This is a genomic window from Neobacillus sp. DFD-2R (genome assembly GCF_057747865.1).
This window is the reverse complement of the sequence record NZ_CM173228.1, coordinates 1758364-1783771: the sequence shown is the minus strand read 5'-3', so window position 1 is coordinate 1783771 and position 25408 is coordinate 1758364. Positions and strand designations below refer to the sequence as shown.

The following is a 25408-nucleotide window of genomic DNA, read 5'->3' as shown; positions in this document are numbered from 1 at the left end:
CTTGCCTGTTGATTTGCGCTCCAATCAACAAGTTACGAAATCAACAATGGCCTTTAACACAGCCAAAATAAAAAGTAGCATTGATATATTTCAAAGCTACTCTAAAAAGTTCTCTATTATTTTAGCGTTAATTAAAATCCTAATTCAAGTTTCAAGGACCTTGAAACCTGTTTTGGATTCAAACTAGTAACTTCTTCAGTTACTATAGTGTTTATATTTTCAAATTCCTGTTCTATTACCGATAGCCTTTGTTCATGAATTTTTAGTTTTTCCATTTCTTCTTGATTTAAACTGAGGCGAAGGTCTGAGAAAGATGCTTCGAGTACCAACTCTAATTCTTCTAATTGATCATAAATTTCCGTCAGCGTCGTAAGCAGCTTTTCCTTTTGGGACAATGATTTTTTCATTTATAAAACCTCCTCACGTTTATCTATAAGGAATAATTCTCTTTCTTTTTCAGGCTTCCTTCTGCATTGACAAAACTAGAAGCTATTCGTCAAAGAAAGTGTCAATATGGCATTTTTTCATTTATCTCTTCGACAAAATGATTAACCCGCATGAAAAATGAAATACCGCACAAGCTACTTATGGAGGTGTTTCATGATGCCAAAAAAGGATAATCAAAACAAAAAACAAGGCCGTGCTGTAACAGATCAAAAAACCGGCTTTGGCGATAAAAAGCTGGAAGGGCCAAATCGACCAGCAGAATAGGAAAAGCAAGGGGCTTCCCCTTGCTTTTTTATTTCCATTTCTGAAGATTCAAAGCTTTATGTAGTGAAAGCATTAATTGAAGCTGGTTTGATTTTGCAAAATACCAATCCGTCAGATGGATAGGATGGCGATGTCTTGGTGGTAAATACAACCACTTTTCTGACACCTTTCTTTCTTTACTCCAATCCTGATGAGTATGTTGATTATGCTTAATTACGGGAAAGCTTGTCCTTACCATTGGGGTTTTCCAAGCGGTTTTAATTTTAAAATATTGCTCATAATCGTTTCTTGATCCTGTATGTGGAGTTTTTTCCGCAAACTCCAAAAAGTATGGAAAAAGGCGAGGATGAAAAAGAATATTGGCAAGTCTTTTTCCAAGATCAATTCTTTTAGAAACCGATCGAAATCCATTAACACTAGCACCGTAAACTTCACCACCACATGTAGGAAACAACACACAACTAAAATGAAGCCAATCCTGAAAAGAAAAAGCAATGGATCGAAAGACTTTTTTCCTATACACAGGATGTTCAATGACCGGAGTTTGAATCACATTTTGCTCATTTATAATTAAAGCAGTAGTAAGTCTGTACTTATCACTTTCCTTCCAATAACGATTCCATTCACTTTGAATAAAAGCTGAGACATTGAAATATGGAAGTAAATGAAACATGGGCCTGTTTAATTTCGTCGAATATTGGTAAAGCAATAATTGAGGAAAAACATCATGGAAAATTAACCAATTTGCACGCTCATAGGTTAAAAAAAGCTGTTTTCTCGTTACTGGTTGTAATAGCTGAGGGAAAATGGAACCTTCAAGGTCACACATATTCCACCCCCCATTTCTCGAAACCATACTTGCAAGGAAGGACCAAATGATATCGGGATTCTTTTTAAAATAAGAAAAATAAGCGTCAGTTCTTGAAATATTATCTAAATTTTTCCTGTTTGTTTCGCTTAGAATTTGACGGATGATCTCAATTTCCTGTATTGTAAGATAATTCATATTCTACTTCCCTTAATAAATCATAACTAGTTTTTTAGAGTATGTTCTTTCTACGAAAAATGAATCATGTTTTCTTATGAAAATCTTTGTACAATTATACTGTGTAAGTCCTTTATTTTTATACACCCTAATAGGACGTAGATTTGGTATGATAGGTAATAGCTTGAGAGGTGCTTATCATGATTTTTAACTATCCAAACGGTAAACCATACATCCAAAAAGATGCGGAACAAGTGTTCAAAGTGAAAAATAAAAAAAATGATTCCTATAGCAATAGGGGTATGACACTTGAAGAAGATTTAAATGAAACAAATGAATACTACAGAGAAAGAAAAATTGCTGTGATTCATAAAAAACCGACTCCTGTCCAAATTGTCCAGGTAGATTACCCTAAAAGAAGTGCAGCAGTTATTAAAGAAGCCTATTTTAAACAAGCATCAACTACCGACTATAACGGTGTCTACAAAGGAAAGTACATTGATTTTGAGGCGAAGGAGACACAAAATCCAACTTCTTTTCCATTAAAAAATTTCCACCGGCATCAGATTTGCCATATGGAAGAAGTATTAAGTCAAGGCGGCCTCTGCTTCGTAATTCTTCGGTTTACCCGATATGAGCAGGTTTATTTACTGGAAGCGAAACATCTATTAGTATTTTGGGAAAGAATGATTAACGGTGGAAGAAAATCGATTACCAAAGAAGAAATCGAACAAAATGGGCATTACATCCCGCTTGGATTTCAGCCAAGAATTGACTATATTAGAATAATAGATACCTTATTTCATTTTTCTTAAAAGCACTTATTAGTCATCGTTAGAAAGGAAGGAAATTATAATGGCAGATCAATCTCAATCAAGAGAGGAGCGCCGAAAGCAACTCCAGGCAAAGGGAAAACAAAACGGAAAGAAAAAATCCGGAGGTTTATGGAAGAAAATATTTCTTTCCCTAATTACACTTGGAATCGTTGGTATTTTGGCCGGAGTTGGTACTTTTGCCTATTTAGTAAAGGACGCTCCTAAACTTGATCCCAAATTATTAAAGGACCCCATTTCATCTAAGATTCTAGATAAAGATGGACATTTGATTGCTGAAGTGGGAGTAAAAAATAGAGAATACGTTGCATATCAGGATATACCAAAGGGCTTAGAAGATGCAATCCTTGCAACAGAGGATTATCGATTTTATCAACATCATGGTATAGATTTTGTTCGTCTTGGAGGTGCTCTTTTAGCCAATCTTCAACATGGTTTTGGTGCGGAAGGTGGTAGTACTATCACCCAACAGGTGGTTAAAAATTCATTTTTATCACCCCAAAAAACATTGAGACGAAAAGTGGAAGAAGCATGGCTTTCTTATCAACTCGAGCAAAAATATACAAAGCACCAAATTTTTGAAATGTATGTCAACAAAGTGTTTATGTCTCAAGAAAGTTATGGAATGGCAACAGCGGCGAAGACCTATTTCGGTAAACCATTAAAAGAGCTTTCTCTTCCGGAATATGCCTTGCTGGCAGGGATGCCGCAAAGTCCGAGTAATTATAATCCCTTATTACACCCGGATTTGGCGGAAAAGAGACGCAATATTGTCTTAAGCCTTATGAATCAGCATGGCTTTATTACAAAGAGTGAAATGGAAGCAGCAATGAAAGTTTCTGTCCAATCCGCTTTAGTGAAGGAACCAAAGATTGATGAAAAGCCATATGATTCCTTTGTTGATGCGGTAATTGATGAAGTCAAAGCAAATACTGATTTTGATATATTTTCAGATGGGTTAACGATTTATACAACAGTGGACCCTAAAGCGCAAACATATGTGTACAATCTTCTTAATTCGAAAGATATAATTAATTACCCGGATGATAAATTCCAAGCCGGGATTGCCCTGCTTGATACGAAAACAGGCGAAATCCGTGCAATAGGCGGAGGAAGAAATCAACAAGTTAAACGAGGATTTAACTACGCAGTGGACACGAGACGCCAACCCGGTTCGACGATAAAACCAATCCTCGATTATGGTCCAGCGATTGAATACCTTAACTGGGGCACCTATCAGACAGTTGAGGATAAACCTGTTACGTATTCAACCGGGAAAACATTTGGTAACTGGGACAATAGATACATGGGTCCAATGTCGATTAGAACAGCATTGCAATTATCCCGAAATACGCCTGCCGTCCAAACATTACAACAGGTCGGGTTGGAGAAAGCAAAAAACTTTGCGGTCAACCTTGGAATTCCTTTAAAAGAAATTTATGAATCATACGCCATTGGCGGCTTTAAAACCGGAGTATCTCCGCTTGAAATGGCAGGTGCATATAGTGCCTTTGGAAATAACGGATTTTACACGAAACCACATGCCATCAAGAAAATTCAACTTCGTGATGGTACTGTAATTGACAACACACCTGAACCAAAAGTAGTAATGAAAGATTCTACTGCTTTTATGATTACAGATATGTTGAAGAGTGTTCTTGAATCTCCGGGTACTGGGACCAAAGCCAATATACCAGGTCTGCCTGTTGCCGGAAAAACAGGAACAACTAACTATACCGACCAGGAACTAAGGGAATGGAATATAAAAAGCAGCAAGTCGGTTCCTGATGCGTGGTTTACCGGTTATACAACTAATTATACGGCATCCATCTGGACGGGATATCAGGACCGTTCAACACCAATTGTACCGGGAGATAATCAGAAAATAGCGCAGTATATTTTTAAAAACTTAATGACCTATGTTTCTAAAGATATCAATACACCTGACTTTACTGTTCCAAATAGTGTTCAAAAGGTTAGAATTGAAAAAGGCTCTATGCCTCCTGTATTGGCTAGCGGGTATACACCGGACAGTGAGGTTATAACGGAGTGGGCTGTTAAAGGGCATGCACCTACTACAGTATCTCAAAAATATAATAAGCTTAATGCACCAACAAATGCAGCAGCAAAATATGATCAAACCAAAAATGCAATAACTCTTACATGGGATTATAATAAGTCCGCAAATTCCGGTGTTCAGTTCGATGTAACAACGGACAGCGGTACGGGACAAACACATACTACAACATCTGAAAATACTATAACGATCCCTAATCCTAGTCCGGGAGCAAAATATACCTTTACCATCGTTGCAAAAAGTACAGATAAAACCAGTGATCCTGAAACTGTATCGATTGAAATTCCTAAGCCAAGCACTGACCAAGGTATTACCGGCAACGGAAATCAAGGTACTAGCGGGACTGTAATTCCGCCTGTTACGAACCCTGGCAGTGGTTCCGGAACCGGTACTGGCGGTGCTACTGGGGGTAGTACCGGCGGTGCTACCGGGGGTAGTACTGGTGGTACTACCGGGGGTACTACCGGCGGTACTACCGGGGGTGCTACCGGGGGTACTACCGGGGGCACCGGTGGAGGTACTAGCGGTGGCACCGGTGGAGGTTCTACCGGTGGCTCTAAAGCGCATTAGGCGGCACATCTTACAGCGCTTATACAACACAAAAACTTAAAACGATAAAAAGAAGCGTCTAACCATTAGGATTAGACGCTTTTTTCATAATGTTTTTTTTCATAAATAGCTTTTCTTGTTCAACCATAAGCTCAGATAATTGGCGGAACGAGTGAAATAAATTTGGCCTGGACATTATAAATGCAAACCGTTCTTCTGCATTTACAGGTTTGTATTCTATTTGATTCCACGGAATGGGCTCTTGAAGATTGACTTGCTTCTCGTTTGTCCAAAAAACGAATTGCATAAACAGTTCAATCCCCCTTTTCATACTTAATAATATGTTCGTTTGATCCCGATTACGGTACAGTTCCTCAAGAACTGCATTTACTTTTTTCCATTCTTCAATTATCTGCACAATTGCTTTATTTGAGTTTTGCCGGCGGTTACATAATTCAACATGCTTATCCATTAGCAGCCACACTTCCTTTCATCCTCTTTTTCCCTTCTCTGCAAACATCTAATAAGGGGCAAGCAGGACATTGTGGATTTTGGGCTTTGCAATGATATCTCCCAAAAAAAATCAATCGGTGATGTGTAACCGACCAGTCTTCTTTTGGGATCTTTTTCATTAAAGTCTTTTCTACTTCAAGTACAGAGTCTTTCCAGCGGCAAATACCTAATCTCTTACTTACACGTTCAACATGTGTATCAACGGCAATTGCCGGAACGCTAAATGCAACGGAAGCAACAACATTTGCCGTTTTCCTGCCCACACCAGGTAAATTTGTCATTTCATCCCGATCTGCAGGAATTTCCCCATTATATACTTCCAGTACCATTCGACAAAGGCTTTGAATGTTTTTTGCTTTGTTGCGGTAAAGTCCGATAGACCGAATATCGTTTTGCAGCTCTTCTAAAGGAACATTCAAGTAATCTTCAGGAGTTTTATACTTTTTAAATAAATCTTTTGTAACCTTATTAACAAGTACATCTGTACACTGGGCAGATAAGGAAACGGCTATTATTAATTCAAATGGATTCGAATGATTTAATTCGCAATGGGCATCAGGAAACATATTGCCCATTTGATCAAGGCAAAAACGGATTTGTGTATTATTTAACAAACTAGTCACCTACCATTTCAAAAGCGTAAGCGCCCGTTTAGCGAAGTATACTAGTCGCTGGGCGCTCCTCGGAAATGCTAACGCTTTTCCTTCGTGCGAGGTACCGCTCCGTAGCTTACTCTTGTGGAGCTAAACAGTTATCTTAATTCAAAAATTTCTTATCTTTTTAAAAATGAAACAAACGAGAGAATGGTTTCTCTCGTCAGGTACTTTTATTGTTCCAACCAATTATAAAAAGGGACAGAAGTAGATGGATTTGACTCTTCCTTTACGGTTCGATTTGGTTGTTGCTTTTGACGGAATTTTCGGCCATGATTTTTGGCTTGTTCAATCGTTTTAATCCCATTTTTCTTCCATTCAAATAGGATCCGATCAATATAACGGAAATTTAATTTTCCTGACATAACTGCTTCCCGCAATGCAGTTTTTATGATACTAGGGTCATGATGGTCATCATCCATCCACATCGCAAGTGTTTCACATTCAAAAGGAGAAAGCGGACGGCCAAATTCCTTTTCAAAACAAGTGTAAAGATCCGTTTCATCCGCCTTTTTGCTTATTTCTCTACTATTTTTATTATTTATCAAGAACTGGTCAATAAGTCTTTCCCATAATGGCTTTACAGAATACTTTTCAAAACGAATCCCATCATTCGTATTTCCGTCAATTATTTCGATATAACCTCTTTGTATTAATCTTCGGAGCATTTCATTACAGTCCGAAATGGAAATTGTCATACGGGATGAAAGCTCCTCCGGAGTAGGAAATTCGTTTCCTTTTTCTAAAAAAGCGATGATATTTAATAAAAGAACAAGTTCAAGTTCATTTAAATTCAGATTTTTGTATTCAGATAATAAAACAGCAGGAATTGTAATATTTCCTTCCTGAAGCCAAGATAATATGTTTAATTTCATCTTTATGACACCTCCTTTTAAGTATAGCATGAACAGACTTTACGAGTAAGAATATTAGACAACCATCTTTGGTAAGAAAAGCAAAAAGTCTGCATCGCAGACTTTTTTCAATGATCATTTAAGATAAAACATTATACTTGACGTTTTGATTCAACAAATTGATGGATTCTTGAAACTGCTTTTTCTAATTGATCGAGAGAGGTTGCATAAGATAGCCGGATATTATCAGGTGTCCCAAATCCGGACCCTGGAATAACGGCTACTTTTGCTTCAACAAGGAGTGCCTCAACAAAAGCATCTACACTATTATACCCGGTTATATCTGCTGCTTTCTTTACATTCGGATATAAATAAAAAGCACCCTGAGGTTTAACACAAGTAAAGCCTGGAATCGAAACTAACTTGTCATAAATAATTTCCAATCTTTTTTCAAATGCCTGACGCATTTCTTCTACAGGCTCTTGTGTTCCGTTATATGCAGCAATCGTTGCATATTGAGCAGTAGTTGTCGGATTGGAAGTACTATGGCTGGCAAGATTGGTCATGGCTTCAATTATTTGTTTATTACCTGCTGCGTAGCCAATTCTCCAGCCGGTCATGGAATGAGATTTTGAAACCCCATTAATAATAATGGTCTGTTCCTTTAATTCCGGAGATAATTGGGCAATGGAGAAATGCTTATGGTCACCATATACCAGTTTTTCATAAATCTCATCTGATACGATTAAAATATTTTCCTCAAGGCATATCTTTCCTAATTCAAATAACTCTTCAGCACTATACAATACCCCTGTCGGATTACTTGGTGAATTAATAATAACTGCCTTAGTTCTCTTAGTAATTGACTTAATTAATTGTTCAGGTGTAATTTTAAACTGATTTGTTTCTAAACCTTCGATATAAACAGGGACACCACCTGCTAATTTGACTTGTTCAGGATAACTGACCCAATACGGGCTAGGAATGATAACTTCATCCCCATCATTTAAAAGAACCTGAAACAATGTGTATAATGCATGTTTAGCACCATTCGCAACTATAATTTCATTTGGTGTATAGCTTAGATCTTGGTCTCTTTGTAATTTCCCGATAATTGCTTTTTTTAATGCGGGCAGCCCTGCTGAAGGAGTGTACTTTGTATATCCTTCATTCATTGATTGAACTGCAGCATCTAAAATATGCCCGGGTGTATTAAAATCAGGCTCACCTGCACCTAATCCTATTACATCTTCCCCCTGCTCTTTTAATTCCTTCGCTTTTGCGGTGATCGCCAATGTTGTTGATGGCGAAAGCGCCATTACCCTATTTGCTAGATTCACTTTCATAACTCTTCCTCCAATCTCCATCCAAACTATAAATTTTCAATCTTCTTTAGCCATTCACCGGTTTCAAAGTGAACATAATAATAATTTATTAAATTATTTTCAGATCGATAATAAATTTCCCATAATGGAATGTTTTTTTCCATACCTAGGCGAACTGAAATAATTTTTTTCGGTTTTTGTTCTTGCAAAAGTTTTTGTACGGCTTCCTCTTTAGATAAACCACTCTTTGCTTTTTTCATAATTACCCGCTTGCTTTTTTCGGGAATCCAAACGATGATTTTCTCACCTTTTTTGTTTTTCCCTTCAATTACGTTAACAGTTTCTAATCCATTATAAAGGTGGAAAGCATCCACTTCACTTAATTGAGTCTTATCTTTCGCCAAATTGACAGCTTTTATTTCTGCAGCCTTTACGGGAGCTACCGCTGTTACATATACTTTAAATAATATTCCAATAATGAGTATGACTAAAACTCCTAAAAAAATAATCCACTTTTTCACTTATATTCACTTCACTCTATGTACGATAAATGGTAAAAATCGCTTTATTTTTATCTTCTTGATCCAGAGCCAGTCCAAACATAAGGTCTTTTTCCTTCAATGTTCGATTAAGAGCATCAACAATTTTATATAAATCAGGACTATGCTGGATTTTTACTGTTGATAAAACTTCAATTTTGCTTTCCATCCATTTTCCTCCTTTATCTCTCAGAGCATTTTATGTCTCTGAAAGAAGCTACTCAATCATTATAACAGGTGTCGGCGAATTAGTGACCCGGAAACATTCAATAATACAGTAAATTTTTAAAGGACACTAATTTTGAATAAAAAATAGTAACTGCTATTTTTTATTTACTATCAAATTGAACTGTAAAAAGTGCAATGGAATGAATACTTTCAGATAATTGTTTGGATTTGGAAGGTGAAGCGATAATTTCCTTTACTCAATATTTCCTGAAATAGCTGGAGCTGCTTTAACAAGTTAAGTACTATTTATAAATATTGCTGTTGCAATGATTAATTTCACATCCTATACCTCCCCTACACAAGGCTAGGATGTGTCATTTTCCAAATTTCATCAAAGCCAGGAGTGGATTAACCCAACTAGCTCATCGATATTTCCTTTTTTTACCTTTACAGATGGAATTGATTTTAAAAATGCTTTTCCATATTTTGTTGTGACAATTCTTTTATCGAAAACAATCATTATTCCGCGGTCCTTTTCAGTTCGGATTAAACGGCCAAAGCCTTGTTTAAACCTTAGAATTGCTTCAGGAAGTGAATAATCAGAAAAGGCATTTCCCCCCTGTTGCATAATTAACTGACATTTTGCCTCTGTTAAAGGCTCATCAGGAGGGCTGAATGGAAGCCTGACTATTACCAGGCATGACAAATCCTCGCCGGGAATGTCCACACCCTCCCAAAAACTGCTTGTACCAAGCAGTATTGCCTTATCATAACGCTGAAAATTTCTTGTCAATCTGGTCCTGCTTCCGCTTGTAATCCCCTGGGCTATCATAGCAAAGTCATTTAAAAAACCACTTTCCTTAATCAGTTCATATGTTTTTTTTAGCATATCATAAGCAGTAAATAGAATAAGCATTCTTCCCTTTGTCGCTTCAGCAATTGTAATAATATGCTCTGTTATCGCTACTACATATTCTTCCAAAGTGACTGTATTAATCTCCGGCAAGTCATCAGGTATTAAAAGCTTAACCTGACTTTGATAGTCAAATGGTGACGGAATCGAAATTTGACTTGTTGTATCATGGTCGAGTCCAATTTCTTTAATGATATAATCAAATGAATTATTAACTGTTAAGGTTGCTGAAGTTATGACAACTCCCTTTTTTACTTTAAAAAATTTTTCTTTAAGCGAGGTCGCCACAGTTGCAGGCTGGGCCAAAAAAGTGGTCACATTTTGTGGTGAACGACTATCCATTTCAATCCATTTTACGAAGTTAGTTTCTTTTATAAAACAATCTTGAACAGTGTTCCGTAAACCATCCAGGTCATTTACGAATGTGATGATTTCCTCAATAAGACTCTTTTGTTCATTTGAAAGGGATTCCTTTTTATTTTTTATCCACTCCAGCCGTTCAAAAATGGCTGAATGTAAGTCTCGTAATAAAAATGCAAACCTCTCTGCACTATTTACTAATGCCATTTTCTCTCTCCCTTTATCTTCAGAAGAGAAGCGAATTTTTGCTCTGCTATATCCCTTTTTATGTGACGATTTCGTTTTTGCATAGAGTGCAATCAATTTAAAAAAATCATCCATTTCATACGTAAGGTCTGTAGTGATCCGATTTAATTCGAATGTATGGACAAGGTTCTCTTTTTTAACAGATATAGATGCCAGAAGCTCTTCCATCTGATAGAAGAGCAGTTTTTGTTCGTAGAGACCAAATTGACCTAATAATAACCGAGTTGTCAAATAGTCTAATGAATGACCAAAAAACTGACTAGCTACTTTTTCAAAATGGTGGCCTTCATCAATGATACAATAATCAAACTCAGGTAAAATAGATCTTTCACCTGAAAGGTCACTTAATAAAAGCGAATGATTGGTAATGATAATATCAGCTGCTTGTGCTGCTTTTTTTGCACGCAGATAGAAGTCTTTTTCATGCCATACTTGATCTTGCAAAAAAACGGTTGGCTCATTCTTAATTTTATTCCAATAAATAAGCCCTCCGCTGGACAGATTCAATTCATCCTTGTCACCTGTTTCAGTTTCTAGCAACCAGACAAGAATCTGCATTTTGGTCAGTGTTGTATCATAGTTATCATTCTCATCCAAAAGACTCTGCTTAAATTTTTCTAAGCTGATATAATGGTTTCTCCCTTTTAAAAGTACAGACTTGATAGTAAAAGGGAGCATTTTCACAAGAAGCGGAATCTCATTCTTGATGATTTGTTCCTGAAGTTGAATGGTATGCGTACTAACCACAATGGGTAGCCCTTTTTGTTTAGCAAAAAAAGATATTGGTAATAAATACCCAAGCGATTTACCTACGCCCGTTCCAGCTTCAATCAAGGTATGTTGGTTTTTTAGAAATGAATTAAAAACACCATCCATCATTAAAAATTGTCCGGTTCTTTTTTCAAAAAACTTAAAACCCTGTTTTACCATTTCACTTTTTTCATCTTCACTAACAGGATACTTGTATTGTGCTAAATCTACATTTGCTTCACCATTATCCGGCTGCTTTTTAAGGGAAAGATTTTTAAAGATTTCAATGGTTTCAGGGATTTGTTCGATTTTTTTACCCTTTTCGATGAGTATTTCATCTAACAGCTGCTGTAAATCGCTTTTTAAGCCGCCTGATAGCTGAGAGAGCTGCCGTAGTGTTCTTTGAGGCAGCAATGAAAAACGCTCTAAAAATAACAGCAATAGTTCAGCCGTCACCTGGGCATCACTATCAGCCTGGTGTGGACGATCATGATGTATATTTTCCTTTTCAGCTAAATCTGAAAGTTTATACCCGTCCGCGGTAGGATATAGAACCCTGGCCATTTCTACAGTATCAAGAACGGGACCATAGAATCCTTCAAAACCCGACTGAATTAATTCTTCCTGTAAAAAGGAAAGATCAAATAAAACATTATGGGCAACAAAATATGCCCCTTTCAATAAGGGAATAACCATTGGTGCAATTTCAGAAAATAAAGGTGCTTCTTTTACCATCTCATCATTTATACCAGTCAATTCTTCAATAAAAGCCGGTATCGGCTTTTTTGGATTGATTAGTGAAGAGAACTTTTCAGTGATTATACCGTTTTCAATAACAACAGCAGCAAATTGAATAATTCTATCACCTTTTTTAGGTACATTCCCGGTTGTTTCTAAATCTATTACAACAAATTTATTTATCATTTCCCAAACACCTCGTTCATAAAACGGTACCACAAAAAGTTAAAAAGAAAAAGAAAACAATCCATTCAATATCAAATTTGACACTAAAGGATGAATCTTATTTTATTTATTATATAAAATTGTGATAAAAAAAGAAAAATCCCCAAAATCGGGGATTACATTATTGTAAGCGCAGGCTCTGCGTGAATTAATTCTTTGATTCGATTATTTTCATCTATGATAGCCACTTTAGGTTTATGAGCAGGTACTTTTTCTTCCGGAATCAGTACGTAGGAAATGATAATAACGATATCACCTTCTTGAACGAGACGAGCTGCTGCTCCATTTAGACAAATGACGCCACTTCCTCTTTCCCCCGGAATAATATAGGTCTCAAGTCGTGCGCCATTGTTGTTATTTACGATTTGCACCTTTTCATTTGCTGTCATCCCAACTGCGTCCAATAAATCTTCATCAATGGTAATACTGCCAACATAGTTTAAATTCGCTTCTGTAACGGTTGCGCGATGGATTTTGCCGTTCATCATGTTACGAAACATCTGTCTCTTTCCTCCCCGGTACCATTCATTTAAATTCTTTATAATTTCATCCATTAATCTCTAAAATAATATTGTCAATTAACCGTACCTTCGTAAATTTTACTGCCAGTGCAATGATAATGGAACCCTCTAAATTTTCCAATGTTTTTAGCTGTGGATAGGAGAATATTTCGACGTAATCAATTGAACCGTTTGACTCGGTGGTGATCATTTCGCTTATTAGTGAAATGAGTTTGGTACGGTTTCGCTCCCCTTCAGCAATTGCATTTCTTGCGGCAATCAGGCTTTTATATAGGACAATTGCTTCCTTTCTGTCCTCAGGACTAAGATAAACATTACGGGAACTTTTCGCCAAGCCGTCTTCCTCACGGACAATGTCAACAGGTATGAGCTCGATTGGGAAATTGAAATCTGCAATTAATCCTTCTATTACGGCTACTTGTTGGGCATCTTTTTTCCCAAAATAGGCTCTGGTTGGCATCATGATATTAAAAAACTTTGTAATTACTGTTGCTACTCCGTCAAAATGTCCTGGACGCGATTTGCCGCATAATACATCTGTTCTGTCGTGGACGACAACTTTTGCAGAAGAAGGATGTGGATACATTTCTTCGACAGAAGGGTAAAAAAGATAATCTACTTTTTCACATTCGGCTAATGCACGATCCCGTTCAAAATCACGCGGGTAGGTGGAATAGTCCTCAGTGGGCCCAAACTGCAATGGATTGACAAATATACTTAAAACAACAATGTCATTTTCTTGTCTAGCTTTATTTAAAAGTGTTAAATGGCCTTCATGTAAAAATCCCATCGTCGGCACAAAGCCAATCGATTTCGCTTGCCTTTTATGTTTATTAATTACAATTTGCATGTCCTTAATGGTTGTAACAACTTTCATTCCTTACCTCCATAAAGCCCTTTGAGCTCTTGTTCATTCATCGTAAAAGAATGCTTGTCTTCGGGAAATTGATTATTTTTAACATCTGTTACATATGATTGGATTGATTCAATTATAAAGGGAGTTATTGATGTATATTGTTTAACGAATTTCGGAACACGCTCAACACCATAGCCTAAAATATCATGATAAACAAGTACTTGTCCATCCACTTCAATCCCTGCTCCAATTCCAATAACAGGAATTGAAAGAGTATTTGTCACTTCATCCGCGAGCTGTTTTGGTACACATTCAAGTACAACCGCAAATGCACCTGCATCTTCACATTTCTTTGCATCTTCAATTAATTTTTTGGCAGCCTCGGCATCTTTTCCTTGAACTTTATAACCGCCTAATACTCCAACAGATTGCGGTGTTAAGCCCAGATGGGCACAAACAGGAATGCCTGCTCTTGTAAGGGCTGCTATTTTTTCAATTACATCATCAGCACCTTCAAGTTTTACAGCGTGTGCACCTGTTTCTTGAATAAGCCTGCCCGCATTAATTAAGGTATCTTTAATCGATAAGTGGTAGGTTAAAAAAGGCATATCAGCTACAATGAATGTATCTTTAGCCCCTCGTTTTACCGCTTTTGTATGATGAATCATATCCTCCATCGTTACAGGAATTGTTGAATCGTAACCAAGTACCACCATTCCAAGAGAGTCACCAACTAAAATGAGGTCCACTCCGCCTATCTCAGCCTGTTTAGCAGATGGGTAGTCATATGCTGTCAGCATGACGATTTTTTCATTTTTTTGTTTCATCTTCAAGAAATCTTTTGTTTGCTTCATCCGTTACCCTCCTTATGATGGGAGAGGTGATAAAACCTTTTTAGAGCAAATAAAAAGATCCTTCTGAAGGCAGAGGATCTTTGTTACTCTTTTATATGCTTCATCCCTCTGTCCCGGTCCGTTATACGGATCTAGGCAGAAACCTTTTTAATTTTCATAGAATGTAAAAGGTGCAGTTCGACTAGGATACTGCCCATTGGAATGAATTATAGCAAAATTATCAAAAAGTGCAAGACTTGTACACTTAAAATTCAATATCTGCAGAATAAATATGGTGAATTACCCCATTTTCGTCTTCTAGCTTTAAAATACCTTCATCCGTAATTCCCAGTGCTTTTCCTTCAATTGTATTCGTTATCGTACGCGCTTTTAGGTACTTACCAATACTAACTGCATAGCTTTCCCATAAAAGCTTAATAGGGAAAAATCCCTCCTCCAAATAAAGCAAATACAATTTTTCAAAATGAGTGAAAATACTCTTAATCAAATCTGCACGGGAAACCAGTTGCCCATTTTCTATTAATAGTGAACTTGCGGTCCCTTGAAGCTCTAATGGGAAATCGTCCCATTTCTGATTAACATTCATTCCAATACCGACAATAATCGAATGAATACGATCAGCTTCCGCTTGAAGTTCAGTTAATATACCCGTTACCTTTTTTCCATTAATTAATATGTCATTTGGCCATTTAATTTCCGGAATAAGGTCAGTCATCTCTTCAATTGCTTGAACGATAGAAACAGCTGTTAACAGTGTCAACTGGGGTGCTTTTGTTAGCGGAATATTAGGGCGAAGGATCAAACTCATCCATATTCCGGTAAATTTAGGTGAATGCCATTTTCGGTCCATTCTTCCTCTGCCGGAAAACTGCTCTTCTGCAATGATTGCAGTTCCTTCCGGAACATTTTCATACGCCAAACGGTGGGCAATCTTTTGAGTAGAGTCGACACTTTCTTCATAATGGATGTTCTTCCCAATAAACTCTGTTTTCAAACCAAGCCTGATTTCATCTGCAGTTATTCTTTCCGGTGTTTTCAAAATGCGGTAGCCTTTCCTTCGAACAGCTTCTAACTCAAAACCGTCCTTCCTTAATTCTTCTATATGCTTCCAAACAGCAGTCCTCGAACAGCCAATTAATTCCGCTAAATGCTGACCCGATAAATAGGAATCACCGGCATTTGTGAAGGCATCCAGTAATTCTTTTCTTATTTCTGATTGCACTCCATCAGCCACTCCTTAATTTTTCTTTTATCGTTAACGACTTTTCCTTCTAAAATGGACTTTTCCATTTTGACTAGCATCTCTTTAAGCCAAGGGCCGCCTTTCCGGTCGAACCAGTCCATTAAATCATTTCCTGTAACTTTTATCTCAGAACGTTCTTTTATAGGTAACATTCCATACAAATTTATCCAATTCGATATAGATTCATTATCCTTAGCGCCTTTGATCACTTGTAATAACTTTTCTACGGACTTGATAGTGTCACGGCCGGCTAAGTATAAATCATACAATGTCCACTCTTGTTCAAGCCTTTTAAGGAGGAAAAAGAAGATTTGCTGAATGTCCCTGATTTCTTTAACAGGTAGCCGCCAATTTCTTAAAAAAATTTCGATAGCCTTTTCCTTAAGTGTTAAAGAGTAGGTTAACAGGACCCACATCTCAACCTTATTTAATGCTTCAAATTCAAAAATTTGCAGCTCTTCTAAAGGTTCTTTACGGTTTTTTAAACCTGGCAAGTATGAATACAAACCTGTTTCAATTAATAGGTTTAATGCTTGTTTACGATTCTTCCCTTTTAGAAGCTTTTCAAACTCTGCTCGTTTACGTTCAATCGCAATATTATCTAACAATGGAACAAGATGGGCCAATGCATGTACTGTTTCGCTTTCAAGTTCAAATCCAAGTTGACTGACAAAACGAACGGCTCTCATCATTCTTAAGGCATCTTCCTTAAAGCGTTCCGTTGCTTGTCCGACGGTTTGGATCATTCGTTCCTGAATAGCTGATTGCCCATTAAACGGATCAATAAGTTTCCCATTTCGATCCATCGCAATTGCGTTCATCGTAAAATCCCTGCGTTGTAAGTCTTCATATAAACTTCGGACAAAAGATACCTCTTTCGGCCTTCGAAAATCCTGATATTCTGACTCCGTCCTAAATGTGGTTATTTCATATGATTCCTTCCGATATAATACAAGTACTGTACCATGTTCAATACCAATATCAACGGTTTGCGGAAATAGTTTTTTTACCTCATCCGGGGTTGCAGATGTTGCAATATCCACGTCGCTTATCGGCTTGTTGAGAAGAAAATCTCTTACCGCTCCCCCAACAAAATATGCCTCAAAACCTGCTTCTTCTAACTTTTCCAAAACAGGCACAGCAGTTAAAAATGATTCAAGCATATTATTCACCTTGATTCAATAGCTTAAAATATATTTGTTCATATTGTTCAACAAGACGATCCGCCTTGAATTTATTTTTTACTGTTTCAACAGATTGATTCGAGAATTCCCTATGGAGGTTGCTATCGGTTAATAAACCAATTGCTTTTTTTGAAATATTTTCTATATCTCCCACTTCACAAATAAATCCTGTTGTCCCGTTATTGATAACTTCCGGTAATCCGCCAACGTTTGTCCCAATACAAGGAACACCACATGCCATCGCTTCTAAGGCAACAAGTCCAAAACTTTCTTTTTCAGATAAAAGCAACATTAAATCACTAATGGAATATAGCTCCTCAAGGCTTTCCTGTTTCCCAAGAAATATAACCTGATCTTCTATTCCGAGCTCCCTTACCAGCTTACAAATTCCGCCTATTTCCGGGCCATCCCCGACTAACAATAATTTTGCAGGCATCACGGCGGAAATATTCGCAAAAGTATTCACTATATCTTGGACCCGTTTTACCGCTCGGAAATTCGATACATGAATAATCGTTTTTTCTTCTTTACCTATTCCGAATTCTTCTCTTAAATGTTGGGCGTCCCTCTTTTGATATACTCTTTCATCAATGAAGTTATAGACTGTTTCAATTCGTTTATCCGGATTAATGAGTTCATAGGTTTGCTCAACTAATGCATTGGAAACTGCAGTGACAACATCAGATTTTTCGATACCGAACCTTATCGCTTCTGTCAGTGATGGGTCGTACCCTAAAACGGTAATATCGGTACCGTGTAAGGTTGTAACAATCTTTAGATCCCTTTTGCTCATTTGCTTAGCCAAGATCGCACAAACTGCATGAGGGATGGCATAATGCACATGAAGCAAATCTAACTTTTCACGGTTCGCTACCTCAGCTATTTTACTTGCAAGCGCAATATCATAGGGAGGATATTGAAATACTGAATATTGATTAACTTCCACCTGATGATAATAAATATTATGGTATATTCGATTTAATCTAAATGGGATACTAGATGAGATAAAATGGATTTCATGGCCCTTTTCCGCCAGCATTTTACCTAATTCTGTAGCAACTACACCTGAACCTCCAACTGACGGATAGCAAGTAATCCCAATTTTAAGTTTCTTCATGATTATTCTCCTATCAAGTCACGATCCAAAAGAATGGGAATGTTTGTTTTGAAACCTTCAGCAAAAGCAACACCAACTAGTTTCCCAAACATTTTTTCCCTTGCCTCTACTGTTTCAATATAACCATTTACAAGTGGTGTTACAACAGTATGTTCAGTTTGTTCAAATTGACTTTTATACGCTCGTAATGCCGCTAGTTTTTTATCCATAAATTGCGAGATATCTATCGTAAAATCCGGTTTATGGAAACCATTTATCATATAAAAATACAATCTGTCTACACGATGCGGCAGATCATCATTTTCTGTCTTGAACTTTCTTATTCCAGCAGAAAAAACCGCCTCCTCAACAAGGCGGGCACAATTTCCATGATCGGGATGCCTGTCTTCAAAATAGGGAGCAAACACTATTTGAGGCTTACATTTTCTAATGACTGCAGCAATCCTTCGAATGTATTCTTCCTTCAGGAATAATCCACGATCCGGAAAAGCAAGTGAAGTCCTGTATGCAACTCCCATAATTTCTGCAGCGAAAGAAGCTTCTGCTTTCCTAAGCTCTACGGTACCATTGGAAGATAACTCCGCAGCTGTAAGATCACATATACCGATTCTTTTCCCAAGAGATGTCAATTTGGCAATGGTTCCTGCCATGCCAATTTCAACATCATCAGCATGTGCCCCAAATGCCAGAATATGAACATTTTTATTCTCCATCTATTTCACCATTCTCTTTGATGATATTTCTCCATTCAATTAGTCCCAATTCCAAGCCTCGTATTAATAACTCCGCAGTTCCCATATTGGTTGCAAGCGGAATGGAATATACATCACAAAGACGGACTAGTGCAGTCACATCCGGCTCGTGCGGCTGGGCGGTTAATGGGTCGCGGAAAAAGAAAACAGCATCCATTTTATTTTTCGCAATCATTGCCCCAATTTGTTGATCACCGCCAAGTGGACCTGATTGATAACGTGTAATATTTAAGCCTGTCGCCTCACTGATACGTAACCCTGTTGTTCCGGTGGCAAATAAGGTATGCTTTGAAAAAATAGCTTGATAAGCTGTGGCAAATTGAACAAGATCATTCTTTTTCTTATCATGGGCAATTAAGGCAATATTCATCTTTATATCTCCTATTCTAGGATATTTTCAAGACCGTAGACAAAGGTATTAATCTTCATTACTGTTTCTACTGCTACTTTTACACCTGACATAAAAGATCCTCGGTTGTAGGAATCGTGGCGGATCGTTAATGTTTGACCTTCTGAACCAAACAAGACCTGCTGGTGTGCCACTAATCCCGGTAATCGTACTGAATGAATATGCATGCCGGTATAATCAGCACCTCTAGCTCCGGTTAGCGTTTCTTTCTCATTTGGGTGACCCTGTTTTTTAGACTCTCTAACTGAAGAAATCATTTCAGCTGTTTTAACTGCCGTCCCGGACGGGGCATCAAGTTTTTGATCATGATGCATTTCAATAATTTCTACATCATTAAAATATTTAGCTGCCATTTGTGAAAATTTCATCATTAACACAGCCCCAATCGCAAAATTTGGAGCAATAATACAACCAAGTTCTTTTTCCTGACAAATTTGCTCTAATTCGTCTAAATCACTTGTAGTGAACCCTGTTGTTCCAACAACTGGTCGAACATTATATTGGAGTGCTGTTTTTGCATGTGTCATTCCAACTTCGGGCGTTGTTAAATCTATTAATACATCTGCACTAACAGTTTGCAGGCATTTTTCCAAATCCGTATAAATAGATACATTGTCAATAGCATGGAAGCCTTCCAGATCACTTAACAGTTTACCTCCGTGTTTATGGTCAACAACAGCTGCGAGTTCAAAATGTTCTGTATTGTTAACAAGTTTGACTGCCTCGCTGCCCATTCGGCCACGTGGGCCGGCAATGATAATTTTTACTTTATTCATCATAAACTCACTCCATATTTTCCGGTTTAATTCTTGTCCAGCGGTTTTTATCCCTTGTGTTAAATTTATTCATTACGTATTCATGGGCTTCTTCCAGATTGATATTTAATGAATTGGCAAAGCAAATTAAGACAAATAAAAGATCACCAAGTTCTTCTTCTATCGTCTTTGGTCCTTCATCCGTTTTCTTTGGTTTCTCACCATAAAAATGGTTTACCTCTCTTGCAAGTTCACCGAGTTCTTCAGTAAGCCTTGCAAGCATCGATAACGGACTGAAATACCCTTCTTTAAATTGGCTAATGTATGTATCTACCTCCATCTGGAGTTCTTTCATTGATTTCCCATTGGCCATTTCTATCACCCCATAGGATTATTCTTTTCAATTACCTTTTATATTTAATGTTAGCTAAATAAATCAAGATTTACAAATATTTTCGTTTAAAAATTAACTTTCCGCTAGTAATTGCTCTTCTATAAGGAATCAGCTATAATAAAAACCGCTGATTTAGAGAAAATATGGAAGAGGAGGAATATTGAATGATATTGGGACTTAAGATAAAAAATATTCTTTTAATATTAATTGGTTCTGCAATAATGTCATTTGGCCTTGTTAACTTTAATATGCAAAATAAACTTGCTGAAGGCGGATTCACAGGAATTACCCTTCTTTTTTACTTTTTGTTCAAATGGGACCCTTCATATACCAACTTAATTCTAAATATTCCTTTATTTTTTATAGGATGGAAATTACTTGGGAGAAACTCCTTTTTATATACAATCGTCGGAACGGTTGGCGTTTCGATTTTTCTTTGGATTTTTCAACGTTATACCATTGAAATGCCTCTTAAAAGTGATTTAACATTAGCAGCCTTGTTTGCAGGTGTATTCACCGGTTTTGGCTTAGGGATTATCTTCAGATCCGGAGGAACAACCGGAGGCGTGGATATTATCGCTAGGCTCGTCCAGAAATACTTCGGATGGAACATGGGAAAAACAATGTTTCTATTTGATGCGTGTGTTATTACCCTATCACTGATTACATACTTAAATTACAAACAAGCGATGTACACATTAGTCGCAGTCTTTGTCGCTGCAAGAGTGGTTGATTTCATTCAGGAAGGTGCATATTCAGCAAGAGGGGCAATGATTATTTCAGATAATAACGAGCAAATTTCCGAAAAAATTATGTCTGAAATGGGACGTGGAGTCACTGCACTTAGAGGATATGGTTCATATACAAAAAATGATCGTGAAGTCTTATATTGTGTCGTTGCCAAAAATGAACTAAACAGATTAAAAAATTTAATTACTTCAGTCGATCCTCATGCTTTCATATCCATTACAATTGTTCATGACGTTCATGGAGAAGGCTTTACACTTGATGAGAATAAAATGCCAATTATAGACTAAAGAGGATGACCATTGGTCATCCTCTTTTTTAGTCGTTATTATTTCTATTCATTCCCGTGTAGATAAGGACAAGTCTAAGAAGTTCTAAAACAGCAACGGCAGCAGCAGCTACATACGTAAGAGCTGCAGCGTTCAAAACCTTTCTTGTTTCTTTCTCTTCAACACTTCGGATTAGTCCGAGAGAGACAACCTGGTGCATTGCTCTATTTGAAGCATTTAATTCAACCGGCAGCGTAATAAGTTGAAACAAAACTGCAGCTGCCATAAAGAATATCCCTAATAAGAGCATTCCGCTTATGTGAGCTAAAATACCAATCATGATTAAAACCCAAGAAACATTGGATCCTAGATTTGCTACAGGAACTAACGCATGCCGAAAACGTAAAAATGCATATCCTTGTGCGTCCTGGATTGCATGACCGCATTCATGTGCAGCTATAGCTGCTGCAGCAAGAGAATGGCCATGGTAGATTTCAGATGATAATCGAACTGTTTTCGATCTAGGATCATAATGGTCAGTTAAATTACCCGGTTGTTCTTCAATACCAACTTGATATAAGCCATTTGAATTTAATATTTCTCTAGCAACCTCTGCACCTCTCCGATAGGTAGAAGAGGGGACCCGGGAATATCTGGCGTAAGTATTTTTCACTTTCATTTGAGCCCATAACGGAATCAGAATGATAATGGCAAAATAAAAAAGGTAAAACATTTCATGATCCCCCATTTAAACTCTAGTTGCTATTTATTGTAGTAAAGCCGAAAACATGAGTCAATCTTTTTGGTCCCTGGAACGATCTTTTTTCATATCTTTGTCACCTTGATACTTTCTATAACCGACATAGGATAATGTCGCGATTATAATGCTGCCAGTCGAAATAATGACCCACCAGATGGACGGCTCTGCCTGATCTTCATCCATATTGTCAAAGAGATTTTTCAAATCTGTTTCAAGTCCTACAAGTTCCTGTTTGCTGTTGGCATTATTAACCACTTGGGTGCGATATTCATCAATATAATTAATTCTGGCGTCTAGTTTTTGAATATTTTCTACCGGAACATCAATTTTTATACTTGGGTATATGACATTATATAAGGATAAAAACGAGTTGAAATTTGAATGAAAACCTGCCGTATCACCATTATATGCTGCCTCTTTTGCATGTTGGAAGGCAGACATAACCTGATCCTTCATTTCTGTCCATAACGGTTGATGGCTTGTGGAAATTGCATCAATGACAAGGCGGAATTTTGTTAGTTTATTTAATCTTTCCTCATATTTCATCGTAGGACTAACCGTTGCCTCCACTGCTTCATCATGAGACACATTGACAATCCTCAGCTCGTCCACCGTCAATGGCTTTTCTTTCCCTTTTATACTGGTGAATTGGTCAGTGAAATAATCAAGTAGTTTCTTAGCATCATCATATCTATGAAACTTCACCATTTGAAGAGCCTCATCTGAAATATCATCGAGCTTCTCCATTGGTGATGATTGCTGTGCATTTACAGTATTGGGAGCGAGCATAATGATAATTGCAATTAAAAGTAGCCATTTGATTTTCAATCCTTGTCCCCCCTTTTATTACTAATAAAATGTATGAAGGGTTGGACAAGGATAGACCAGTTTTTATGATAGGAAAGATACTATTTTATAGATAGTTTAAATCGATTAGGACGAATACAGAAATAGTAGGCGATTCCTAAAGACACTATCGATAGCCAAAAGGTGAAATAGCCTATTTCCGGAGTGTATTGATCTAGCATTTGATAACGGGGCATCATAAAAAAAACATAATCGATTACATCATTATGCAGCGTCCATATAGCGGCAACAATCAAATGCCACCACTTAAATCGGTAGAAAGGAGAATACAGTACACCTTGAACTGCCATAGCGAAATGGGAGAAAATTAACATATAACCCTCCCACTCCAGTTCACCTTGAACAAAAAGAACTAGAATATTCATCACAACAGCCCAGATCCCATATTTAAAAAGTGTTACTATTGCAAAAGCTTCCAGTATCGGCCAGTTTTTACCAAGTAAAAATGCGATAAGGACAAATACAAAAAATAAACTTGCTGTTGGACTATCAGGAACAAATATTTTAAAAATAGCAGGCGTCTCTTTCAACTGCCAACCATACCAATAATACCCATAGATGGTTCCTGCAATATTAATTACTAACAAAAGCTTTAAAATTGACCGGTTAGCTAAGAGAGGATAAACCAAGTTCACTACTACTCCCCTTTTCATCAAGAATTCTTATAAATTTTATCAATACTAATAAAAAAGCTGACGAAATCCCGTCAGCTTTTTACCATTCAATTATTTTTTACCAAGACCTGCGATAAATTCAGTGAGATTTTTAAGTTGAGTATCATTGCCTTTAAAGATACCGGAAGGCATTTTGCCTCTACCGTTTTTTGCAATTTTAGCAATTTCTTCAGCTTTTAAACCTGTACCAATTAATGAAGGTGCACCGGCACCGCCTTGAAGGTTTTCACCGTGACAGTTAATACAACCTTGGCTCTTAAATACAACGTAGCCAGCATTGGATTTATCAATATCAACCTTTGCTACAATTTTACCTTGACGCTCTGCAGCTGCCCAGTCATGTGTGGCAACAGATTGCCACGTTAAAAATACAGTAGCAGCTAAAGCCAACAGCATCATTGCAGTGGCTATTGGGCGCTTTAAAGGACGACGTTCCGGTCCGCGATCAAGGAACGGCGCTAATAATAATCCACCGAAGGTTAGTCCCGGAATAACCAATGCACCAATTACTGTATATGGCCCGGAAGCAAATGAGTACTTGAGTAATTGATACAAGAATAAGAAATACCAGTCCGGCAGTGGAATATAACCTGTATCAGTTGGATCCGCTATCCTTTCAAGCGGAGCTGGATGTGCAATTGTTAAACATAGGAAACCGACAAGAAATACGGCACCTACCATCCATTCTTTTAAAAGGAAGTTAGGCCAGAATGCCTCTGTTTTACCGGGGTATTCTGAGTAATCTTTCGGAATCATCTTTTTTCGTGCTTCAGGTGCTAACACACGTGAGTCACCTACGAACTTCATTCCTTTACCTTTATGCATCGAGCAATCCCCTCCTTTTTCAGTAAAGTGAAGAAAAGATCATCTTATATTTCAATCATAACCATTTTTATAGTGGCCCGGAAATACCTTGCTTCCGAATCATTAAGAAATGTGCTCCCATTAAACCAAGCAATACTCCCGGTAAGAAGAAAACGTGAATTGCAAAGAAACGTGTTAATGTTTGCGCACCGACAATATGCTCATGCCCAGCCAATAAAACCTTAATGTAGGAACCAATAAATGGTGTCGCCTCTGCAATTTGCAAACCTACCTTTGTTGCGAATAGCGCTTTCATATCCCAAGGTAATAAGTACCCGGTAAAACCTAAGCCAAGCATGACGAAGAAAATAAGTACTCCGACAACCCAGTTTAGTTCACGGGGCTTTTTATAGGCACCTTGGAAAAAGACACGTAAAGTATGTAAGAACATCATGACCAGTACCAAACTTGCACCCCAGTGATGCATACCACGTACGATTTGTCCGAATGCTACTTCATTTTGAAGATAGTATACAGATTCCCACGCGTTTTTAATATCCGGTACATAGTACATGGTTAAGAACATACCGGAAAGTATTTGAATAACAGTTACAAAGAACGTCAGACCGCCAAAGCAATAAACAAACGCGGAAAAATGATGTGCGGGGTTTACATGCTCAGGAACTTCATGGTCTGCAATATCGCGCCACAAAGGCGTAATATCTAAACGTTCATCTACCCAATCGTAAATTTTGTTTAACAA

27 protein-coding genes are annotated in these 25408 nt (G+C 37.4%); 3 read left to right on the top strand and 24 right to left on the bottom strand.

Annotated elements, in window-relative coordinates; genetic code table 11:
- Nucleotides 1–131: 131 nt before the first annotated feature.
- Nucleotides 132–407, bottom strand: coding sequence for a hypothetical protein (locus tag AC3ANV_RS08845; protein ID WP_488313255.1), 276 nt, complete (start codon nucleotides 405–407; stop codon nucleotides 132–134).
- 332 nt (nucleotides 408–739) lie between these two features.
- The gene (locus AC3ANV_RS08840) at nucleotides 740–1717 is read right to left on the bottom strand and encodes a DUF2515 domain-containing protein (protein WP_488313254.1); all 978 of its coding nucleotides are present in this window, start codon (nucleotides 1715–1717) and stop codon (nucleotides 740–742) included.
- Nucleotides 1718–1896: 179 nt separating this feature from the next.
- Between AC3ANV_RS08840 and recU the strand changes: the two genes are divergently transcribed.
- Together recU and AC3ANV_RS08830 are read left to right on the top strand one after the other, a co-directional pair.
- On the top strand, nucleotides 1897–2511 hold the full coding sequence (gene recU, locus AC3ANV_RS08835) for a Holliday junction resolvase RecU (protein ID WP_488313253.1): 615 nt from the start codon (nucleotides 1897–1899) through the stop codon (nucleotides 2509–2511).
- A 40-nt stretch (nucleotides 2512–2551) separates the two neighbouring features.
- On the top strand, nucleotides 2552–5176 hold the full coding sequence (locus AC3ANV_RS08830; protein ID WP_488313252.1) for a PBP1A family penicillin-binding protein: 2625 nt from the start codon (nucleotides 2552–2554) through the stop codon (nucleotides 5174–5176).
- 58 nt (nucleotides 5177–5234) lie between these two features.
- Here the strand turns inward: AC3ANV_RS08830 and AC3ANV_RS08825 are convergent, their stop codons facing one another.
- The 17 genes from AC3ANV_RS08825 to AC3ANV_RS08745 all read right to left on the bottom strand — a co-directional run bounded on the left by AC3ANV_RS08825 (nucleotide 5235) and on the right by AC3ANV_RS08745 (nucleotide 20503).
- Entirely contained in the window at nucleotides 5235–5627 is a 393-nt protein-coding gene (locus AC3ANV_RS08825) for a YpoC family protein (protein WP_488313251.1), read from the bottom strand.
- Nucleotides 5620–6282, bottom strand: coding sequence for an endonuclease III (gene nth, locus AC3ANV_RS08820; protein WP_488313250.1), 663 nt, complete (start codon nucleotides 6280–6282; stop codon nucleotides 5620–5622). Before nth ends, AC3ANV_RS08825 begins: the two co-directional genes overlap by 8 nt.
- 212 nt (nucleotides 6283–6494) lie before the next feature.
- Nucleotides 6495–7196 carry a DnaD domain protein gene (locus tag AC3ANV_RS08815; RefSeq protein WP_488313249.1) on the bottom strand — a complete coding sequence of 234 codons (702 nt, stop codon included), beginning with the start codon at nucleotides 7194–7196 and terminating at the stop codon, nucleotides 6495–6497.
- Between the two features lie 131 nt (nucleotides 7197–7327).
- Nucleotides 7328–8515: a pyridoxal phosphate-dependent aminotransferase gene (locus tag AC3ANV_RS08810; RefSeq protein ID WP_488314168.1), complete on the bottom strand. Its 1188-nt coding sequence runs from the start codon at nucleotides 8513–8515 to the stop codon at nucleotides 7328–7330.
- A gap of 32 nt (nucleotides 8516–8547) precedes the next feature.
- Nucleotides 8548–9021: a cell wall elongation regulator TseB-like domain-containing protein gene (locus AC3ANV_RS08805; protein WP_488313248.1), complete on the bottom strand. Its 474-nt coding sequence runs from the start codon at nucleotides 9019–9021 to the stop codon at nucleotides 8548–8550.
- Nucleotides 9022–9037: 16 nt separating this feature from the next.
- Nucleotides 9038–9208, bottom strand: coding sequence for a YpmA family protein (locus AC3ANV_RS08800; RefSeq protein WP_307404335.1), 171 nt, complete (start codon nucleotides 9206–9208; stop codon nucleotides 9038–9040).
- 390 nt (nucleotides 9209–9598) lie between these two features.
- Nucleotides 9599–12400, bottom strand: coding sequence for an ATP-dependent DNA helicase DinG (gene dinG / locus AC3ANV_RS08795; RefSeq protein WP_488313247.1), 2802 nt, complete (start codon nucleotides 12398–12400; stop codon nucleotides 9599–9601).
- Between the two features lie 155 nt (nucleotides 12401–12555).
- Nucleotides 12556–12939, bottom strand: coding sequence for an aspartate 1-decarboxylase (gene panD / locus AC3ANV_RS08790; protein WP_488313246.1), 384 nt, complete (start codon nucleotides 12937–12939; stop codon nucleotides 12556–12558).
- A gap of 46 nt (nucleotides 12940–12985) precedes the next feature.
- Nucleotides 12986–13837, bottom strand: a complete 852-nt coding sequence (gene panC, locus AC3ANV_RS08785) for a pantoate--beta-alanine ligase (protein ID WP_488313245.1) — start codon at nucleotides 13835–13837, stop codon at nucleotides 12986–12988.
- Nucleotides 13834–14670, bottom strand: a complete 837-nt coding sequence (gene panB, locus AC3ANV_RS08780; RefSeq protein ID WP_488313244.1) for a 3-methyl-2-oxobutanoate hydroxymethyltransferase — start codon at nucleotides 14668–14670, stop codon at nucleotides 13834–13836. Before panB ends, panC begins: the two co-directional genes overlap by 4 nt.
- A 244-nt stretch (nucleotides 14671–14914) precedes the next feature.
- Nucleotides 14915–15892: a biotin--[acetyl-CoA-carboxylase] ligase gene (locus AC3ANV_RS08775; RefSeq protein WP_488313243.1), complete on the bottom strand. Its 978-nt coding sequence runs from the start codon at nucleotides 15890–15892 to the stop codon at nucleotides 14915–14917.
- The gene (locus tag AC3ANV_RS08770; protein ID WP_488313242.1) at nucleotides 15877–17076 is read right to left on the bottom strand and encodes a CCA tRNA nucleotidyltransferase; all 1200 of its coding nucleotides are present in this window, start codon (nucleotides 17074–17076) and stop codon (nucleotides 15877–15879) included. Before AC3ANV_RS08770 ends, AC3ANV_RS08775 begins: the two co-directional genes overlap by 16 nt.
- Nucleotide 17077: 1 nt before the next feature.
- Complete coding sequence (gene bshA / locus AC3ANV_RS08765) at nucleotides 17078–18214, bottom strand: N-acetyl-alpha-D-glucosaminyl L-malate synthase BshA (RefSeq protein ID WP_488313241.1); 1137 nt, start codon at nucleotides 18212–18214, stop codon at nucleotides 17078–17080.
- A gap of 2 nt (nucleotides 18215–18216) precedes the next feature.
- On the bottom strand, nucleotides 18217–18927 hold the full coding sequence (gene bshB1, locus AC3ANV_RS08760; RefSeq protein ID WP_488313240.1) for a bacillithiol biosynthesis deacetylase BshB1: 711 nt from the start codon (nucleotides 18925–18927) through the stop codon (nucleotides 18217–18219).
- Complete coding sequence (gene mgsA, locus AC3ANV_RS08755) at nucleotides 18917–19336, bottom strand: methylglyoxal synthase (protein ID WP_488313239.1); 420 nt, start codon at nucleotides 19334–19336, stop codon at nucleotides 18917–18919. Before mgsA ends, bshB1 begins: the two co-directional genes overlap by 11 nt.
- Nucleotides 19337–19347: 11 nt before the next feature.
- Entirely contained in the window at nucleotides 19348–20151 is an 804-nt protein-coding gene (dapB, locus tag AC3ANV_RS08750) for a 4-hydroxy-tetrahydrodipicolinate reductase (protein WP_488314167.1), read from the bottom strand.
- A 7-nt stretch (nucleotides 20152–20158) separates the two neighbouring features.
- Nucleotides 20159–20503 carry a nucleotide pyrophosphohydrolase gene (locus AC3ANV_RS08745; RefSeq protein WP_488313238.1) on the bottom strand — a complete coding sequence of 115 codons (345 nt, stop codon included), beginning with the start codon at nucleotides 20501–20503 and terminating at the stop codon, nucleotides 20159–20161.
- A 185-nt stretch (nucleotides 20504–20688) separates the two neighbouring features.
- Here AC3ANV_RS08745 and AC3ANV_RS08740 point away from each other — a divergent pair, with 185 nt between their 5' ends.
- The gene (locus AC3ANV_RS08740; protein ID WP_488313237.1) at nucleotides 20689–21561 is read left to right on the top strand and encodes a YitT family protein; all 873 of its coding nucleotides are present in this window, start codon (nucleotides 20689–20691) and stop codon (nucleotides 21559–21561) included.
- A gap of 28 nt (nucleotides 21562–21589) precedes the next feature.
- Here AC3ANV_RS08740 and AC3ANV_RS08735 read toward each other — a convergent pair whose 3' ends face one another.
- From AC3ANV_RS08735 to qcrB, 5 genes are all read right to left on the bottom strand, one after another.
- Complete coding sequence (locus tag AC3ANV_RS08735) at nucleotides 21590–22273, bottom strand: zinc metallopeptidase (protein WP_488313236.1); 684 nt, start codon at nucleotides 22271–22273, stop codon at nucleotides 21590–21592.
- Between the two features lie 60 nt (nucleotides 22274–22333).
- Nucleotides 22334–23128, bottom strand: coding sequence for a sporulation protein YpjB (gene ypjB / locus AC3ANV_RS08730; RefSeq protein ID WP_488313235.1), 795 nt, complete (start codon nucleotides 23126–23128; stop codon nucleotides 22334–22336).
- 80 nt (nucleotides 23129–23208) lie between these two features.
- Nucleotides 23209–23802, bottom strand: coding sequence for a lipoprotein heptaprenylglyceryl N-acetyltransferase LhaT (gene lhaT, locus AC3ANV_RS08725; protein ID WP_488313234.1), 594 nt, complete (start codon nucleotides 23800–23802; stop codon nucleotides 23209–23211).
- 90 nt (nucleotides 23803–23892) lie between these two features.
- Nucleotides 23893–24666, bottom strand: a complete 774-nt coding sequence (locus AC3ANV_RS08720; RefSeq protein WP_488313233.1) for a c-type cytochrome — start codon at nucleotides 24664–24666, stop codon at nucleotides 23893–23895.
- Between the two features lie 67 nt (nucleotides 24667–24733).
- Nucleotides 24734–25408, bottom strand: a complete 675-nt coding sequence (qcrB, locus tag AC3ANV_RS08715) for a menaquinol-cytochrome c reductase cytochrome b subunit (RefSeq protein WP_307404299.1) — start codon at nucleotides 25406–25408, stop codon at nucleotides 24734–24736.